At 58.6% G+C, this 17,714-nt stretch carries 8 protein-coding genes; 1 reads left to right on the plus strand and 7 read right to left on the minus strand.

Features of this window, described 5'->3' with window-relative positions; all coding sequences use genetic code 11:
* Nucleotides 1–210 precede the first annotated feature (210 nt).
* On the plus strand, nucleotides 211–7,842 hold the full coding sequence (locus N3J91_04825; protein ID MCX8155763.1) for an FG-GAP-like repeat-containing protein: 7,632 nt from the start codon (nucleotides 211–213) through the stop codon (nucleotides 7,840–7,842).
* A 56-nt stretch (nucleotides 7,843–7,898) separates the two neighbouring features.
* Here N3J91_04825 and N3J91_04830 read toward each other — a convergent pair whose 3' ends face one another.
* From N3J91_04830 to N3J91_04860, 7 genes are all read right to left on the minus strand, one after another.
* Entirely contained in the window at nucleotides 7,899–8,813 is a 915-nt protein-coding gene (locus N3J91_04830) for an FAD:protein FMN transferase (protein MCX8155764.1), read from the minus strand.
* Nucleotides 8,814–8,953: 140 nt separating this feature from the next.
* Complete coding sequence (locus N3J91_04835) at nucleotides 8,954–9,973, minus strand: PfkB family carbohydrate kinase (protein ID MCX8155765.1); 1,020 nt, start codon at nucleotides 9,971–9,973, stop codon at nucleotides 8,954–8,956.
* Between the two features lie 151 nt (nucleotides 9,974–10,124).
* Nucleotides 10,125–11,246 carry a hypothetical protein gene (locus N3J91_04840; protein ID MCX8155766.1) on the minus strand — a complete coding sequence of 374 codons (1,122 nt, stop codon included), beginning with the start codon at nucleotides 11,244–11,246 and terminating at the stop codon, nucleotides 10,125–10,127.
* Between the two features lie 15 nt (nucleotides 11,247–11,261).
* Complete coding sequence (locus tag N3J91_04845; protein ID MCX8155767.1) at nucleotides 11,262–12,116, minus strand: haloacid dehalogenase-like hydrolase; 855 nt, start codon at nucleotides 12,114–12,116, stop codon at nucleotides 11,262–11,264.
* Nucleotides 12,116–13,396: a tyrosine--tRNA ligase gene (gene tyrS, locus N3J91_04850; GenBank protein ID MCX8155768.1), complete on the minus strand. Its 1,281-nt coding sequence runs from the start codon at nucleotides 13,394–13,396 to the stop codon at nucleotides 12,116–12,118. The genes N3J91_04845 and tyrS overlap by 1 nt, the downstream gene beginning before the upstream one ends.
* A 72-nt stretch (nucleotides 13,397–13,468) precedes the next feature.
* Nucleotides 13,469–15,799, minus strand: a complete 2,331-nt coding sequence (locus N3J91_04855) for a PAS domain-containing protein (GenBank protein ID MCX8155769.1) — start codon at nucleotides 15,797–15,799, stop codon at nucleotides 13,469–13,471.
* Nucleotides 15,796–17,712: a PAS domain S-box protein gene (locus N3J91_04860; GenBank protein ID MCX8155770.1), complete on the minus strand. Its 1,917-nt coding sequence runs from the start codon at nucleotides 17,710–17,712 to the stop codon at nucleotides 15,796–15,798. Before N3J91_04860 ends, N3J91_04855 begins: the two co-directional genes overlap by 4 nt.
* Between the last annotated feature and the right edge of the window lie 2 nt (nucleotides 17,713–17,714).

A 17,714-nucleotide genomic window follows, 5' to 3' on the forward strand; every position in this document is an offset into this window, starting at 1 on the left:
GAAGCGCCCCTGGGAAGTGCGAAAGGCATCGTGCGCACCATGCAACGCCAAACACGCATACAGGTTATGAAATCGGCAGGCCGGCAAAGTGCCCACGGTTTTTCAACCGTTTTTCACCGTTTTGAGTCATTCAGGCTTATGAACCAATATGCTCGTTTGTGGGGGATGGGACTGGCTCTTGTCCTGGGAATTTTCCCAACCTCCGCCGTCGTGCCTGGGCCCGCACAAACAACGGTTAACAACACCACGCTGGTCATATCCGCCAACAGTCACGCCAGCGACACGGTCAGCGTCATCAACAACGGCCTGCTCAAAGGCAACGGCACTGTTGCCAATCTTTCTGTCAGCGCTACCGGACGGATCAATCCCGGCGCCAGTCCGGGGACGATTACGGTGGTGGGTGACGCCACTTGGGGGCCGGCTGGCATATACGAGTGGGAAATCAATGATGCGCTCGGCACGGCGGGGGCAGACCCCGGTTGGGATTTGCTGCAGGTGGGCAACAATCTTAACATCACTGCAACACCAGCCAACCGCTTTGTGGTCAAAATTATTACCCTGAATGGTGGCTCCCCTGGCGCCATGGCCAACTTCAACAAACTGCAACCCTACACTTGGAAGATTGCCAGCGCCACCAACATTGTGGGATTCGCGCTCAACAAATTCATCTTGGACGTCTCCGGTGTGGTCAATGATTTCTCGGGAGGCGAATTTGCGCTGGTCCAGTCCGGCAATGACATCCTGGTTTGCTATTTTCCGAACCCTGTCATTACCGTGGGGCCGGGGGGCGATTATGCCTCCATTCAAGCCGCGGTGAATGACGCCCTTCCCCAGTCGGTAATTCTCGTTTATGCCGACACCTACATAGAAAACGTAGCCATCAACAAGCCACTCACCCTGCTCGGCCCCAATTTTGGGAAGGCCGGCAGCAACCCGGGGCGGGGACCGGAAGCGGTGGTGATGTCCGCTGTAAATGACCCCGAGGATGCGGTCATCTTTGCCATTCTCGCCTCCAACGTGGTGGTGGACGGGTTTTACTTTGATGGGGACAATCCGATGTTGACCGGCGGTTACACCGTCGGGACGGCCGATGTCAATGCCGCCGTGGGCATTCAAAACAGCACAAGCATCCTCAATCCATTCACCCAGGTGGAGCATGTCACAGTGCAAAACAATGTGTTTAAGAACTTCAGCTATGGCGGCATTTACCTGGAGGTAAATTATCTCTCCAGCCGCTCCTGGAATTACATCCGACACAATTATTTTGAGCAGCAATGGGAGGGGCTGCAGCTCTATGCCATCCACGCGGTAATTGACAGCAACGTCATGACCAATGTGGGGCGGGGGTTGAGCGTGCATGCGGTGGCAGCGGCGGCGGCGACGGGATTTAATCCGGCCATCAACAACAACACCATCACCCTGGGAGGGGGCGGGGTGTGGAATCCCCTGGCCACCCGCAACGCGGGAATTTGGGTTAATTTCTTCCGGGGCGGGGCGCCGGCCTATGGGTTGACCAACAACGTCGTCCAGGCGCCGGTGGCGGTGTCCAATCCTTTATTTGGTTTCCTGGTGCAGGCGGTATTTGAGGGGCGGACGGTGACGCTAGCCAACAACCAGGTCCATGGTTTTGGTCATTTGGAGGCTGGCATGCACTTTTTGCACTGTGCCACGGACACGACCATTACGGTGCAAGGAGGAGAAATCAATAACGTTCAGATTGCGGGCATCCGGGGGGTGACCTACGATCCTGGTTCCAGCACGACTACCACCACCAATCCGGTGAAAGTAGCCGTTGCTGGGACGGTCATTCGCCATGTGCCCGGCGGGGCCGGCGTGTTATTCAGCAATCCCACCTTAGATACCAGCAAGGCCGCAGCCCTGACCTTGCAGAGCGGAGTGGTCATTACCAACGCTGGGACAGGCATTGCCTTGCGGGGGCAGGGGGCCTCGCTCAGTTTGCCCGGAGCACTGCCGGTGCGTTTGGATGCAGTGGGAACCTACATTGATTTGCAAAGCAATGGAGGGACGGTACCGGTTTCCAACGTGGATGCGACGCAGGTATTATTTGACGGGGTATTGGGGGTTGGGATGAGTGAGGCGCAGGGATTTGCGGTGGAGGACAAGGTGGGGCACAAGCTGGACGAGGCGGGGCGGGGATTGGTGGTATGGCGGGCGGGGCATTATTATGTGACGACCAACAGTGGGAGCATTGCGCGGGCGGTGGGGCCGGCGGTGGGAGGGGATGTGGTGCATGTGGCGGCGGGGGTGTATGCGGAGGCGGTGTACATCAATGAGGCGCTGGCGTTGGTGGGGCCGGGGGTGGTGAGCGGGGCGGTATTTACGTATGAGGGGCAGGCGTTGGTGGTGAGCAACAATTTCTTTGGGGGGAGTGTGTTGGTGGTGACCAATGGGGCGGTGGTGAGCGGGGTGGGGACGGTGGGGGGGTTGCGGGTCAAGCGTGGGGGCGAGGTGCGGCCGGGGGCGAGTCCTGGGGTGCTGACGGTGGCGGGGGATGTGGAGTGGGCGGAGGACGGGGTGTATGAGTGGGAGATAGCCGATGCGACGGGGGGTGAGGGGGTGGGATGGGATTTGTTGCAGGTGGGGAACGATTTGCAGGTGACGGCGACGTTGGCCGATCCGCTGGTGTTGAAGGTGGTGGGGACGCCGGTGAATTTCAATCCGGCCAATGCGTACACCTGGCGGGTGGCGCAGGTGGGGGGGAGTTTGATTGGGTTTAGCGGGGGGAAGGTGGTTTTGGATTTGAGTGGTTTTGGGCATGCGTACACGGGGACGTTTGTGGTGGTGTCGGTGGGGAACGATGTGGTGGTGAAGTATTTGCCGACGACGGGGGTGTTGACGGTGGATGCTGGGGGGGGCGGGGATTATTTTACGATTCAGGCGGCGGTGAATGCGGCGGCGCCGGGGAACACGATTATTGTGTATCCTGGGGTGTATGTGGAGAATGTGACGAACATCAACAAGGCGAATTTGAAGTTGGTGGGGCCCAATGACGGGGTGGAGGGTTTTGGGGTGCGTGGGCCGGAGGCGGAGGTGCGGCCGGCGGTGAACGATCCGGTGTTTAGCGGGTTGTTTGAGGTGATGGCCAGCGGGGTGGAGGTGCGGGGGTTCAAGTTTGAGGGGGACAATCCGTTGTTGAGCGGGGGTGAGGCGGTGGGCAGTGCGGATGCCAATGTGGCGGCGGGGGTGTACAACAGTGCCAATGTGGATCATGTGGTGGTGCGGGACAATGTGTTTCGGAATCTGGCGATGGCGGGGGTGTATTGGTACATTGACGACGGGTCGAATCGTTCGTGGAACTACATTGATCGGAACAAGTTTGAGCAGATGCGGGAGGGGGTGCAGGTGTATGGGATGCATGTGGGGGTGCGGCGGAATGTGATGGTGAATGTGGGGATGGGGGTGAGTGTGCATGGGGTGGCGGTGGCGTCGGACATGGGTTTTGTGTCGGAGGTGTCGCACAACGAGGTGGAGTTGGGGGCGGAGGATGTGTGGTATGTGGGGAACACGCGGACGGTGGGTTTGTGGGTGAACTATCGGCGGGGGGGTGCGCCGGAGCTGGTGGTGAGCAACAACGTGGTGCGGATGCCGGTGGGGGCGGTGGGTGAGTTGCAGGGGATTCAGTTGCAGACGGTGTTGGAGGGGCGGGTGGTGACGGTGGTGAGCAATGTGGTGGAGGGGATGGGTCATGGGGCTGTGGGGGTGTATGGGTTGAATTTGGCGCCGGGCACTGGGGTGGTGGTGCGTGGGGGGGTGGTGAGCGGGGTGAATGGGGCTGGGGTGCGGGTGGCGACGCATGATGGGGTGTGGGGGGATGCGGAGGTGCGGTTGGGGGTGGAGGGTTTGGCGGTGCGGGATGTGGTTGGGGGGCGTGGTTTGGAGGTTTTATCGTCGAATGTGGATCCGACCAAGGCGGCGAAGCTGGTGGTGCAGGGGGGTGTGGTGGTGAGCAATGCGGCGGTGGGGGTGTGGGTGAGCGGGGCGGGGGCGGAGGTGAGTTTTGCGGGGAGCAGTGCGGCCAATCTCCAGGCGGTGGGCAACTACATTGAACTGGCAAGCAACGGCTTCACCGTGCCCACGAATGATGTTCTCGCGGTGGAAGTCTTCTTTGATGGTGTTAAAGGGGATGCCATGACGCCGGCCCAGTTGTTCGCCACGGAAGACAAGATAACTCACAAGGTGGACGACGTGAATCGCGGGCTGGTGATTTGGAAGGATTTGCATACTTTTGTTACGCCGGCTGTCGGGAACATCCAGAATGGCGTGGACGCGGCGCCTTCGGAGCAGACACTGAACATCGCCGGGGGCACGTACAGTGGGAATGTGAATGTGGCGGATATTTTGGATGTTTCCATCGGCACGACCAATGCCACAGCCCAGGTAGTTCAGAACGGCGATCTGGCGTTAAATTCGTTCGCGCGATGGATGATTGAAATCAATGGCACCACCCCGGGTACTGATTTTGATCAGATCGTGGTTAATGGCGCCGTGGATTTGGGGGGGGCCGCTTTGTCGGCCAGGGTGACGGTTGCCATTCCTCCCGCCACGGAATTAATCATCATTGCTAATGACGGCACGGACGCGGTCACCGGTACCTTCTCCGGCCTACCCAACTTGGCGCCCATCACAATTGACGGGCAGGACTTTATTGTGCGCTACAATGGTGGTGACGGCAATGATGTGGTATTGCGGCGCGTTTTTCCCAATGTTGCCCCCACGTTGATTGACAAGGTTGTCGTGTTGAATCCGCAGGCGGAAGACAGCCCGATGCCGGTGGGCGCAGTGGGGACCCCCATAACGACGTTGGTTAGTTTTGTGGGTTCGGGTGGCATTGAAAACGTGACCGATCCTGATAGCGGGGCGGTCACCGGCATTGCGGTGATCGGAGCGGACACCATGCACGGCACATGGTATTTCACCATTGATGGAGGTGCCACATGGAATGCCCTGGGAGCTGTCAGTGGCACTTCAGCGCGCTTGTTGGCGGCCAATGCGGCAACCCGCCTGTATTTTGTGGGCAATCCGGATTGGAACGGCACACTCAGCAGCGCGTTGACTTTCCGCGCGTGGGATCAAACCTATGGGGTCAACGGGCAGGGGGGCGTGGACACATCCTACAACGGATTGGATTCGGCCTTTTCCAGCCAGACCGACACTGCCGCCCTGGTGGTGTGGGAGGTCAATGATCCACCGGTGGCGGGCACCGATACCGCCGGCCCGGTGCTTGAGGACACGCCGCTGGTGTTTCCGGCTGCGCCGTTAATCTCCAATGATCTGCCTGCTCCACCCAGCGTAACGAATGAAAGCGGGCAGAGCTTGACGGTGGTGGGCGTGTTGGCCACCACCCTTTACGGCGGAACAGCCAGTTATTTCAGCGGAAACATTACCTATAACCCGCCGCCTAACTTCAACGGGACGGATGTGCTCTACTACCAGGTGCAGGACAATGGCACGAGCAATGGCTCACCCGATCCTAAGACGGCCATTGGGATGGTGTTAATCACGGTGACTCCAGATCCGGTGGATGATTTGCGGCCGTATTTCTTCTACGCCGCCACGAACTTCCCGGCAGGGCTGGGCCCCCACAGCATCGCCGTGGGTGATTTTGATGGTGACTTCATTCTGGATCTGGCGGTGGCCAATTACAAGACCAACACCGTATCCATATTGCAGGGCAATGGAGCCGGCCATTTCAGTTTATTGAGCGTGGCCAGCGTGGGCACCAACCCCGCTGCGGTGGTGACGGCTGATTTCAACAACGATACCTTGCCCGATTTGGCGGTGGCCAATGATACCTCCAATAGCGTGACCGTTCTATTGAACCTGGGAGCGGCCAATTTTGCCGCAACGCATTATCCGGTGGGCTCCAATGCGTTTCATCTGGCTGTGGGCCTGTTCAACGGCGATGCATCACCAGACCTGGCGGTGGTGAGCTACCTGGAAAACAAGGTGCAAATTATGCTGAATAATGGGGATGGGACTTTCGCTGCGCCCACAAGTTATGCCGTGCAAGGCGGGCCGGTATATGTGGCGGCGGGTCTGCTGAACGGGGATACCTATGTGGATTTGGCGGTGGTCAATTATTTGAGCAATTCCGTTAGCATACTCACCGGCAACGGCATGGGGGGCTTCAGCTTGAGCACCAACATCACCGTGGGCACGAGTCCAACGGCTTTGGCCCTGGCAGACATTGATAATGATGGTGATTTAGACTTGGTGGTGGTCAACGAGGGGGATGATACCGTACGGACGTTGTTCAACAACGGTAGCGGTCATTTTGTAACGGGGGCAAATTATTTGGTGGGCGACATGCCTTCGGCCGTGGTGGTGGCAGACATGAACGCGGACAGCAAACGGGACGTTGTCGTCGCCAATGCCGGGAGCAATTCGGTTTGGGTGCTGGTGGGTAACGGGATGGGTGGCTTTACCAATTACTACATCGAGGCGGCCACGGCGTTTGGAGTGGGCGATGAACCAGTGGCCCTGGCGTTGGGATTGTTCAATAATGACATTGATCCCGATATTGCAGTTGCCAACTTCAGCAGTGACAATGTCAGCATCCTGCTCAATTCCACCCGGTTGAAAGCGTTCCCGCAGTCAGTAACGGTGCCGGAGGACCATCCGGGATACCCCATCACGCTCACGGGCTGGGGCAATCCCATCTCTTATGTGATTGTAGTGCCGCCGGTCAACGGCACGGTGGGCGGAGGGCCGCTGCCCAACCTGACTTACACGCCATTCCCGGCCTACAGCGGGCCGGATCAAATAGGTTTTGTGGTGACGGATGGTTATGGGCATACGTCAACAGTGGCGTACGTGACCATCAATGTGGCAGACGTGAATGACCCGCCAACCTTTGACATCACCACCAATTTGATTGTGGTGGCGGAAGACTCGCCGTTGCTCACCTTCTATGGTTTTGCGTACAATATCTCGGTGGGGCCACCGAATGAAGCCGGCCAGATTTATCGGTTCATCACCAGCAACAACAACAGTGGTTTGTTCATCAGCCAGCCCACCGTGCGTTCCAGCGGCAATCTTGATTTCCGGCCGGCGCCCAATGCACACGGCTCGGCACTGGTGACCGTCTGGATGCAAGACAATGGCGGCACCAACAATGGCGGGTGGGACATTTCTGTGCCCAAGCAATTCACCATCCAGGTCACCAATGTTAACGATCCGCCAGTGGTCTTCCCGGCTTCGGTGGTCAGCCAGCGGGTGCCAGAGGATACGATCGCGGTCTTCACTTTGGGCTTGTTTGATCTGGAGTCACCAGCCAACACGCTTACTTTGACCGTGACGTCCACGAATCACGCCCTGTTGCCACCGGTGCCGCCGCACGTGACCTATACCTTTGATCATACCGGCACCAACATGCTGATTTCGTGCCTGCCGGTGACCAACATGCACGGCAAGACGGTGCTGACCTTTACGATCAGCGATGGCACCAACAGCACCTCCCGCACCACCACCCTCCAGGTGGATCCGGTAAATGACCCGCCGAGCTTTACCATTATCAGTAATGTGATTAATTGGACGGGCACCGCCGGCACCTTCACCAGTACAAACTTTATCACTTCGTGGAGCGTGGGACCGCCCAATGAAAGCACGCAGACGCCGTATTGGTGGATTGTCAATACCAACACTGCGTTGTTCACATCGCAGCCGTTCATCAACAACACCACCAAGGCCTTCAGCTTCAAGCCGAAGACGGGAGTAACAGGAAGCGTCACGCTGGATCTGTATATGCGTGACAATGGCGGTGGCGCGGTGACCAATTATCAGTTTGGTCCGCTGCAATTGACCATCAATATCACGCCGTAATTGCGCCTGGGAGCTTTGCTCAACCGCCACCGGACAAAAGGTTCGGGTGGCGGTTTTTATTGTAAGAGGAAACGGCCGAAGCGACGTGAAACAATTTCGTCGAGCCGGTCGGCCAATTTTCGTTGATACAGCAAGGCAGCCCCTTGAGATTCCGCCAATTCCAGTCCCCTGAGCGGCCCCAAAACACTGATGGCCGTGGCGAGTGCATCAGCCACCATGCCTTGTGGATGAATGACGGTGACCTGGCTTTGATCGGTCAGCCCCAGGCCGGTGAACGGGTTGACAATGTGGGAATACCTGCGGCCCTCCAAGACCACCGCCTGTTGCGCATCCCCGGAAGTCGCGACGGAGTGATGTCTGAGCAACAGCCTCCTAGGGGAAGTGGTGGGAGGAGCGTCAGGGTGAAGCCCGATTTCCACCTGCCAGCCTTTTTGCGCGGGCGGAGCGTCTGCTACAGAGGTGTCACCGCTGGCTGCCACCAGTGCACGAGTAATGCCGTATCGTCGAAAAACCTTCAGTGCTTCATCGGCCGCAAACCCTTTGGCCAACCCGCCCAAGTCCAGTTTCATACGAGGGACCAGAAGCGTCGCGGTGCGTTTTGGGGGATCCAATCGTAATTTTTGATAACCCACCGCCTTTTGTGCTTCGGCCAGTTTTTCTGGTTCGGGCAGCCGATGAATTCGCCGGGCGCGCCGCCACAAACTAATGTAGGGGCCGGCGGTGATATCGAAAGCGCCGGCGCTGAGGCGGGCCATGCGCTGGGCCTCCCGGAGCACCTGCCATAATTCCGGACTTACTTTAACGGGGCGCCCAGAGCCGGCGGTGCGATTTAGCTGGGTCAGTTCGCTGTCCTCCTCGTAATCGCTGAGGAGTGTATTGAGATGGGCAATTCGCGCCATGACGGCTTGAGCGGCCTCCTCTCCATGGGCCTGGCTAGATGCATAGCAAAGGATCCGGAAAGGCACCCCCATTTGCGGCCTTTCAAACTCATAACGATGGAGGGCCCCAGCGGGGGAGCGGTGGGCGCAACCGCCGATGGCGAAGGGCAGACCCGCCAACAGAGAACTGCCGCAGATTAAAAAACAGCGGCGGTTGATGGCGCGCTCTGGATTCATTCTGATTTCAGCAAGGGCAGAATTTCCTGGGGGGTAGCAGTGCCAGTGACTCCCAGTTTATGAATGACGACGGAAGCCGCTGCGGCGGCAATTTCCAGAGCTTCGCGGAGGGTGGCCCCGGCAGCCATGGCACAGAGCAAATTGGCAGTCACCGCATCCCCGGCACCCACGATGTCTATGGGGCCGCGCGTGGGCAAGGCCGGTTGATGGCAAACCTGGCCGTCCGGCGTTGCGCCCAGTAGGCCGGCTTCGGCCAGCGTAACGAAAACGGGCTGGCTGGTTTCACGGGCGAAAGCCCGGGCCATCTCCGTGCACTCATCCAGAGAAATGGTCTTTGGCGCACCCACCAAGGCTAGGAATTCCTGGCGGTTCATTTTGAAAAAAACCTTGGGGTAGCCGCGCAGGCCTCGGCGGCTGTCGGCCATGATGGGCAATTCTGGATGCTGCCGCTGGAGCCGGGCAACGGCCTCCAACACGCGCGGCCCGATCACCCCGGTCTCGGCCTGATCCGTTTGTTCCAGGAGCACCATGCCCTCTACCTGCGGGCCGATTTCCAGGACGGCTGCCGCCAGTTTTTGTTGCAGCTCTTGCGGTGTGGCTGTCCAGTTTTTACTGTCCAACCGGTTCAGTTCGCGAGGCGGTTTGCCCGGTTCAATGACCAACGGCTTGCAATAGGTAAAAGTGCGCCGTAAGGGGGTCTCCATCAAATAATTCAAACGCACATGGGGAAGCTGGCTCAAGGCCCGGCGCAGTTCAAAGCCCTCGCCGTCCAGGCCGTGGAAACCGATGGGATAAACCTCTGCTCCCAGAGCACATAGGTTGTTTAGCACCGTGCCCGCACCGCCTGGTTCAGCGCGCACACGGGTGACATTGTACACAGACAGGCCGGTTTCGAGGGAGGTTTCCTGAAGAGAGGGATCTATTTCCAGGTAGCGATCCAAACAGAAATCCCCCACCACGGCGAAGCGAAGCTGCCGGTAGCGGGCCACCAAAGCCTGGAAGCGATCAGCATTCACAAACGAACGCCCTGCATAGTAGGGCTGTCACAAGCCCTTGCCAAGTCAAGGGATGCTGGCACGGTGGGAATCAGCCATGTCACGCGTTTTGTCTGCGCAGCCAGCGGCCATGAAGCATTGCCGGGGGCATTTGCGTTCCGCGGGCGTTCCCTCATTCATCCGCACCGCTTTCCTGATTTAGTGTCCAGAGCAGGTTGTGCAGGAAAAGAATATTGTCACATTGCACATACTGCATGGTGCCCCCCATGCGGGAGAAACTCTTCATAAAACGGAGGTAATAGGCCGGATGATCTTTGGGCGGTTCGCCCATGGACCAGTCCCAGCCGCCATTGTCCTGCAAATCCACGACAAAAATCCGGTGATCGCGAATGATGGGCAGGCCCTCCTGAAGCCGCAGGTTGTTCACACAGCTCAGGCTCTTTTCGAAAACCTGAGGGGCCATGACGGAGGAGCCGATGGACAGAACCACCCCTCCGGTAAGGTCGGCCACGGAACCCGAAAATATTTGAAAGTCAATCTGAGCAGCCCGGCCGATGGCTGCGCCATTGAACATGGGATGATTGGTGATGATGTCGTAACCAATCCCCGGGTGGACGGTGGCGGGAATGCCCAGCCGTCTGGCCTGGCCGAAAATGGAGTTGTGTTTCCAGGGGTGCCGCAGGGCATGCAGCCCGTCATGCAGACGATGTTGAAGCATGGCCTGGAGCAATTCGGCGCGGGCCGGTGTGGCGGGATGGTCCGGCTGGCGGGCTATGGCGGAAGCAAGCTCTGATACCGGTGGCAAGGAAACGCCGTCTTCCTGGATTAAACGACCCACGGCGGCCCCGAACCCCAAGTTGTCCAATCCCCCTGCGAGAAGGGCGAGGTGGAGGAACCGCCCGGTTTCCTGCCAGGCGCCGAAGCACCCGGCGGCCACGTTGGCGGCGACATTTTCAGTGGAATAACCATGACTGGCAAACTCCCAGTCGTGGATCACGGTGGCGCCGTTGGTGGCCACATGGGTGATCCAGTTCTGGTACATTAACGCATTCACGAGGAGGGCACCGCCATTTTTTACCAGATGGGCGCCACTCATTAACACGACCGCCGCCCGGCGCTGCCGGGCCGCCATGATGCTGTGAGCGCATTGATCAACGGCCTTGCGCACCTCGGGCGTGCAGGGCGGAGGCGGGGCATCTGGATTCACCAAGACATCACTCAGCCGGGCCAGGCTGTTGCGCAGATGCAGCGGATAAACTCGCAGTTTGTGCCAGTCTAACTTTTTTGGCGCCATAATATTTCCTTAAAATTAACGTGAGCCAAATAAGATTTCCAGCAACAAATCAGGTTCACGATAATCTGGAATAACAACGTCCGCCCCCACCCCCAGCAACCGCTGCCGTTTCCACTCATCCACCCGCCCCGAGCCGTTATGGGCTTCATCGCTGGCCACGGCTACGGCCAAACCGCCCACTTCATGGGTGTTTTGAATTTCCACGTAGCCATCCCCGAAAGAAAGCAGGTGTCGTCCGCTGATGCAGTTTTCTGCCAGAATCCGGTCAATGACCATTTTCTTGGAAAAATTCTGGTAATCATCCAGTGCCCCGTAAATGCGGCCTTCAAAATAGGAGTCAATTTTGAGCAGGCGAGCCTCGCGCCACACAAAAGGCTCGTCGGTGCCACTGGCCAGATACAATTTCAGGCCACGCTCACAAAGCTTTTCCAGCAGCGGCCGCGCTCCATGGACGAGCCAGTCATCCGGAAGAAATCGGCCGGAGGCCAGACCCTCAATGCGCTGCTGGATGCGAGCTTCGAGCCGCCGCAGGTACTCGTGTTTGTACCAAAGCGGATCACGGGGCTGGCCGCCACGTTCGCGCACCCGTTCGGCAAACTGAATCATCTGGTAAATGGTCTGTTTACCATTGAGGCGCATGATGTCGTCCAACAAAAGCTGGCGTACGGCGTCCTCGCTTTCCCCGCTTGGTCGGGGGAGCATTTCCATGAACATGGGCAGCATCACGGCAGGCCAGCCCTCACGAATGAGCGACAAAGTGCCGTCAAAATCGAAGAGCACATGCCGGATCTCCGGGCGCGGTGCAAAACCTTCGCGCAGTTCAATATGAGGGGCCGGGCCGCGCCGGGTGGCAGGCAGTGACTGGGTCATTATTGAAAGACGAGGATGACGTAATTTTTTTTGCCTTTGCGGAGCAGCAGGAATTGATCGAAGAGCAAATCACCGCCTGTCAAATGCCGGTGCACATCGGCAGTTCTTACGTTGTTGAGGTAAATGCCGCCGCTTTCGATGTCTTTGCGTGCCTGGCTTTTGGAGGAGCTCAGGCCGGAGGCAACAACGGCTTCCACCAACGGCCATCCCTGGCCCTGAAGCAGAGTGCACGGCACCTCGCGGGTGGGTGCTTCCCCCAGAATCTCCCGGAAGGTTGCAGCCGAAATGCCCGTCAGGTCTCCGCCGAACAACACCTCGCTGGCACGGACGGCTTCCTGGGCGGCGGACGCTCCGTGGATCAATTCCGTCATAGCCCAAGCCAAAGCCCGGTGGGCCTCCCGTGCGCCAGGGTTGGCCAGGTGCTTCTGCTCGAGCACTTCAATTTCTTCCCGGCGCAGAAAAGTAAAATACTTCAAGTAGCGAATAACGTCACGGTCATCCGTGCGAATCCAGAACTGGTAGAAACGATAGACGCTGGTCTTTTGGGGGTCCAAGTAGACGGCTCCGCTTAACGATTTTCCAAATTTTGAGCCATCGGCATTGGTGATGAGGGGAAGAGTGAGGCCAAAGAGGGTGACGCCCAGTTTTTTGCGGGCGAGGTCAATGCCGGCGGTGATATTGCCCCATTGGTCACTGCCGCCGATCTGCAGCTCGCAGTTTAATTCGCGGCGCAAGTGATAAAAATCGTACGCCTGCAGAAGCATGTAGCTGAACTCCGTATAGCTGATGCCGCTGTCGCGATCCTCCATGCGGGCGCGCACACTTTCCTTGGCAATCATGGCGTTGACAGAAAAGTGTTTGCCGACATCACGCAGGAAGTCCAAAAAAGTTATAGGCCCCATCCAGTCGGCATTATCCACCAGCCGCGCCGGGTTGCCGGCTACGCCGAAATCCAGCAAACGCTTGAGCTGCTCTTTGATGCAGGCGATGTTGTGAGCGATAGCTTCGCGCGACAAAAGCTGGCGTTCCTGGGTTTTGCCACTGGGATCGCCAATGCAGCCGGTGGCGCCACCAGCGAGAGCAATGGGGTGATGCCCTGCCAGTTGAAAGCGCCGCAGGGCCAGCAGGGGCACCAGATTGCCGACATGCAGGCTGTCCGCCGTCGGATCAAATCCGCAGTAAAGCGTGATTGGGCCACGGGCCAGGCGTTCCTGGAGGCCAGGCAGATCGGTACAATCGGCCATCAATCCGCGCCATTGCAAATCTTCCAAAATATTCATGGCGCCGGATTGTGCGGACAAAACACCCACGCCTGCAATCAGAAATCTGCCGGCTCGATCTGGCGGTTTTATTCAGGGTAGGGGGCCCTGCTCGGCGGGATGATTCAGCACGCGGCGGACATGGTTGGCCAGTTCGCGCACCGAGTAAGGCTTGGGGATAAATTCCGATATGCCCAGGTCATATAACCCCTGCGTAAGTTTTTCCTCGCCGTATCCGGTGCACACCAGAATGGGAAGGTTGGGGCGCAGGGCTTTCAACGCTTGAACCAGCGCGAGCCCGTCCATGTTGGGCATGATGAGATCGGTGATGACCAGATGCACAGGCTCCTGAATTTCCTGAAGCAGATCGAGCGCCTCGGCTCCGTCACGCGCCGTCAATACGCGATAATTGGAGCGCGTTAAAAAGGTGGTGGCCAGTTCACGGACGTTGGCCTCGTCATCCACGAAAAGGATCAGTTCACCCTTGCCCGGCGGTGGCAACGGCGGGGGCGGTGGCAACGGCGCATCCGCCTGCTGAGCAGCCGGGAAATAAATATCAAAACGGGTGCCGCGCCCCAGCTCGCTATGCACCATGATGAACCCCTGATGATTGCGCACGATGCCGAGAACGGTGGAGAGCCCCAGCCCCGTGCCCTTTCCGGGGGCCTTGGTGGTAAAGAAGGGATCAAATATGCGGCCAATTATCTCAGGCGGAATGCCGCTACCCGTATCCTCCACTGTCCATCGAATGTAACTGCCTGGCCGGGCTTCGGGATGGGCGGGCAACTGCTCGGCGGTCAATTCAACATTCATGGCTGAGAGCGTTAGCTGGCCGCCTTGAGGCATGGCATCGCGGGCGTTCACGCAAAGATTAATTAACACCTGATGGAGTTGCGTGGGATTGCCATGGATCAGATGCAAGTCGCGGGGGCTGGTAACCCGGGTGGTAATGGACTTGGGAAAAGTTTCGCGCAAAATGTTTTCCACTTCCTTGAAGAGATGGCGGGTTTGCACCGCCAATTTTTCCCCCTGAATTCCGCGGGTAAACGTGAGGATCTGATTGACAATGCCGGCACCCCGGCGGGCGCTGGATTCCATCACCTCCAACAAGCTGCGGCTTTCCCCCTCGGGCAAGGTGTCTTTGAGGATGCTGGTGCCCATGAGGATGGGGGAGAGGATGTTGTTGAGATCATGGGCGATGCCGCCGGCCAGTTGGCCAATGCCATCCAGGCGTTGCGCGCGTAAAAATTGGGCCTCGAGCTGTTTCTTTTCGGTGATGTCCGTGTCAATGACGAGGATGGCTTTGGGCTGCCCCATGGCATCGCGCACCAAAGACCAGCGGCTGGCCACCACGACTTCCCTACGGTCTTTGGTCAGGTGCCGCAGTTCCCCCTGCCATTGTCCCTGCCGCCACAGGTCTTCGAGGCGCTGATGAAACTCATCGGAGTGTGAAGCAAACAGTTCACTGGCGGAGTGCCCCGTGGCTTCCTGGGCGGTCCAACCGTAAATGCGCTCGGCGCCCTTGTTCCAATATTGGATGCGGCCCTGCAAATCACGCACCAGAATGGCCTCGTGCGCCAGGTCCAGCAGTTCGGCTTGTGCGCGAACGCGTTCTTCAGCCCGCTTTTGCTCCGTGACGTCCCATTGCAATCCCTGAATGCCAATTACCTCCCCGTGGGCGTCGCAAACCGGCGTTTTGATGCAATGATAGAACCTTTTCTGGCCCTCGGGCGTGGTTACCTCCTCAATGGACTCAATGGTGGTATGACGATGGATGACCACACGGTCCTCGGCAGCCTTCCGTGAGGCTTCAGACGGGGCGAACAAATCGGCGTCTGTTTTGCCCACTACTTCCTCCAGCGAACGGCCCAGATCATGACAAAAGCGCTGGTTGGCAAAAGTGAAGCGGCCCTGAACATCCTTGCGATACAGGTGGACCGGCAGATTGTCCACGAGGCTGTGATAAAGCGCCACAAAATTGCGGTGGCTTTCCTCGGCATTTTTGCGGGCGGTAACATCCAGATGGCTGACGAGAACGTATAAATGACCGTCGCTGTGGAAGGCTCGGGCGCACATCCACAACCAGCACGCGGTTTGTACACCCTGCCATAGCAGTTCAATGCGTCCTTCGGTGACCGGATTCTGCAGGACGGCAGCGATCTGGCGTTGCCAAAGGGAAGCGGCCGGGCCGGTGGCGCGGGTCAAAAGGGTAAAATAATCATCGGCTTCGCCATTAAGCGGTAAAGTCCATCCCAGTTTATTCAGCAGGCGATGCCAGGTTCGATTGGCGCGCATGATCCGGCCATCCGTGCCGATGACCACCACGGCGGTATCCAGAACTTCCAGCGCATCCTCGCAGAGCCTGTGGGACTCAACGGACGCATCCGTTGAATGAGTGCTGGTGAAGGAGGAGGACATGCTCATAGGCTTGGCGTCTGGCAAAAGGCTTCAGAAGCGGCGGGCGCCGCCGTCCACGCAGGGCAGCGCTGCAACGGCAGATACAAATAAAAAGTAGTGCCTCGCCCCGGCTCGGTCTCGACTTCGATAAAGCCACCCGCCTGGTGCATGATGTTTTGGACGATGGCCAGGTCCCACCTGGCGCCCTGCCCGGCGGTATGGGTGGTGTAAAATGGTTCAAAAATATGGGCCAGATGTTCCGGCGCCATACCGCAGCCGGTGTCGCGCACGGTACAACGCATCCAGCCATCGGCCGCACGAGCTGCGGCTTTTGAGGCCTGAGCGTCCGAGAGTGTAATGGGAGTATTGGTCAAGGTTAGAGTGCCCCCTTGGGGCATCGCCTTCAGGGCGTTCACACACAGAATTAGCAACAATTGGTGAGCGCGCACACGCTCCATTCGTACGGGCAGGGGCAAGGCGGCAGGCATTACACGACATTCTACCTGGCGACCGTGGATGCGCTGGAATATTTGGGCAGCTTCCTGCAGTATGACATTGAAGTCCACCGGCGCCTCGGGTTCGCACAGGGGCCGGCTCAAGGCTGAAAGTTGTTGCGCCAGGGTGAGGGCCTGTGCGACGGCTGCTTGCATCCGTTGAAAACGGGCTTGAGTCTCGGGTGCCGCTGCTTGAGGGAATGCCTCGAGTTCGCGGCTCATAGCTTGCAGAAATTCGTTGAAACCGTGAGCCACGCCGGCAGTCAGGGCCCGGGTCATCTCGACCTTTTCTGCTTGTGCGAATTGTTCCAGTAATTGATGCAGGCTGGTTTGATCCGTCACCAGGTACAGCAGCCCTTCCACCTGATCCTGCACCCGCCACGGACAAATGCGCACAAACCAGTGGCGCCCCTCGGCTCCCGCCCAACGGAACTGGCAGGAATTGCCGGTTTGCAAGACTTCCTGGAAACAACGCCGCAATTCCGCCTGACGCTGGGCATCGGTCACCGATTCCAACAGGGAATCACCCACCCGAGGGGGGCGCGACCAGCGCAGTCCGCCGTGATCGGGGGGCAGGCGCTTCCAACCCTCATTGAAATGGAGGAGGCGGAATTGGGTGTCGGTGGCGTAAAGAGCGGCATCGAGGCTGTTCAGAATGCTGCGGGTGAAGGCGGACTCACGCTGCAATTCCTGTTGCACCCGGCGCATCTGGGTGATGTCACGCTCGAAGCTGACACAGCCCAGGAAACCGCCTTTGCGGTCAAAAATGGGGGCGAGGCTGACCGAGGCGAGGTAAGTGCTGCCATCGTTGCGCACGTTGACAAATTCGCCCTGCCACTCCCTGCCTGCCCGCACCTGCTCGCGGCAGGCCTGCCACTGAGCTTCCTGGCCGGCGGCGCGTAAGAAATCAGCGGGGCGGCCCAAGGCTTCCTCAATGCTGTAACCCGTGTCGCGCAAAAAGGAGGGATTGACGAAGACGAGGCGAAATTCGACATCGGTGAGAAATACCACATCGGGGGTGGCATCCATGGCGGTGACCAGCCGTTGCACATGGCTTTCCATGCGCCAGCGGCGGGTGGCATCGCGGATGGTCACCAGGGAGAAGCCCTGGCCCAGAGGAGTGATTTGTAAATCAGCCAGGAGACTGATTTGTCCCTCCACCATCAGGGCCACGGCGGGCAGGGTAACCTGACTGCCAACGTGCTGCTGCAGCAGGGCGGCCACGCGGGCGGCGGCGGTGGAGGTTAACATCTGGTACAAGTTGGGCAGGGAGTCTTCCTTGCCACTCAAGCCGAGCATGCGAATGGCCGTGCGATTGGCCTCCTGAATGGTGCCATCGCTGGCGTACACCAGTTGCGCGTCCTCGGATTCGTTGAACAAACAGCGCCACCACCGTTCATACGGCGGCGGCTGACTGGTGCGCATGATGGATGACGGCGTTTTCATGA

The sequence above is a fragment of the Verrucomicrobiia bacterium genome (assembly GCA_026414565.1).
GTDB lineage: Bacteria > Verrucomicrobiota > Verrucomicrobiia > Limisphaerales > Fontisphaeraceae > Fontisphaera.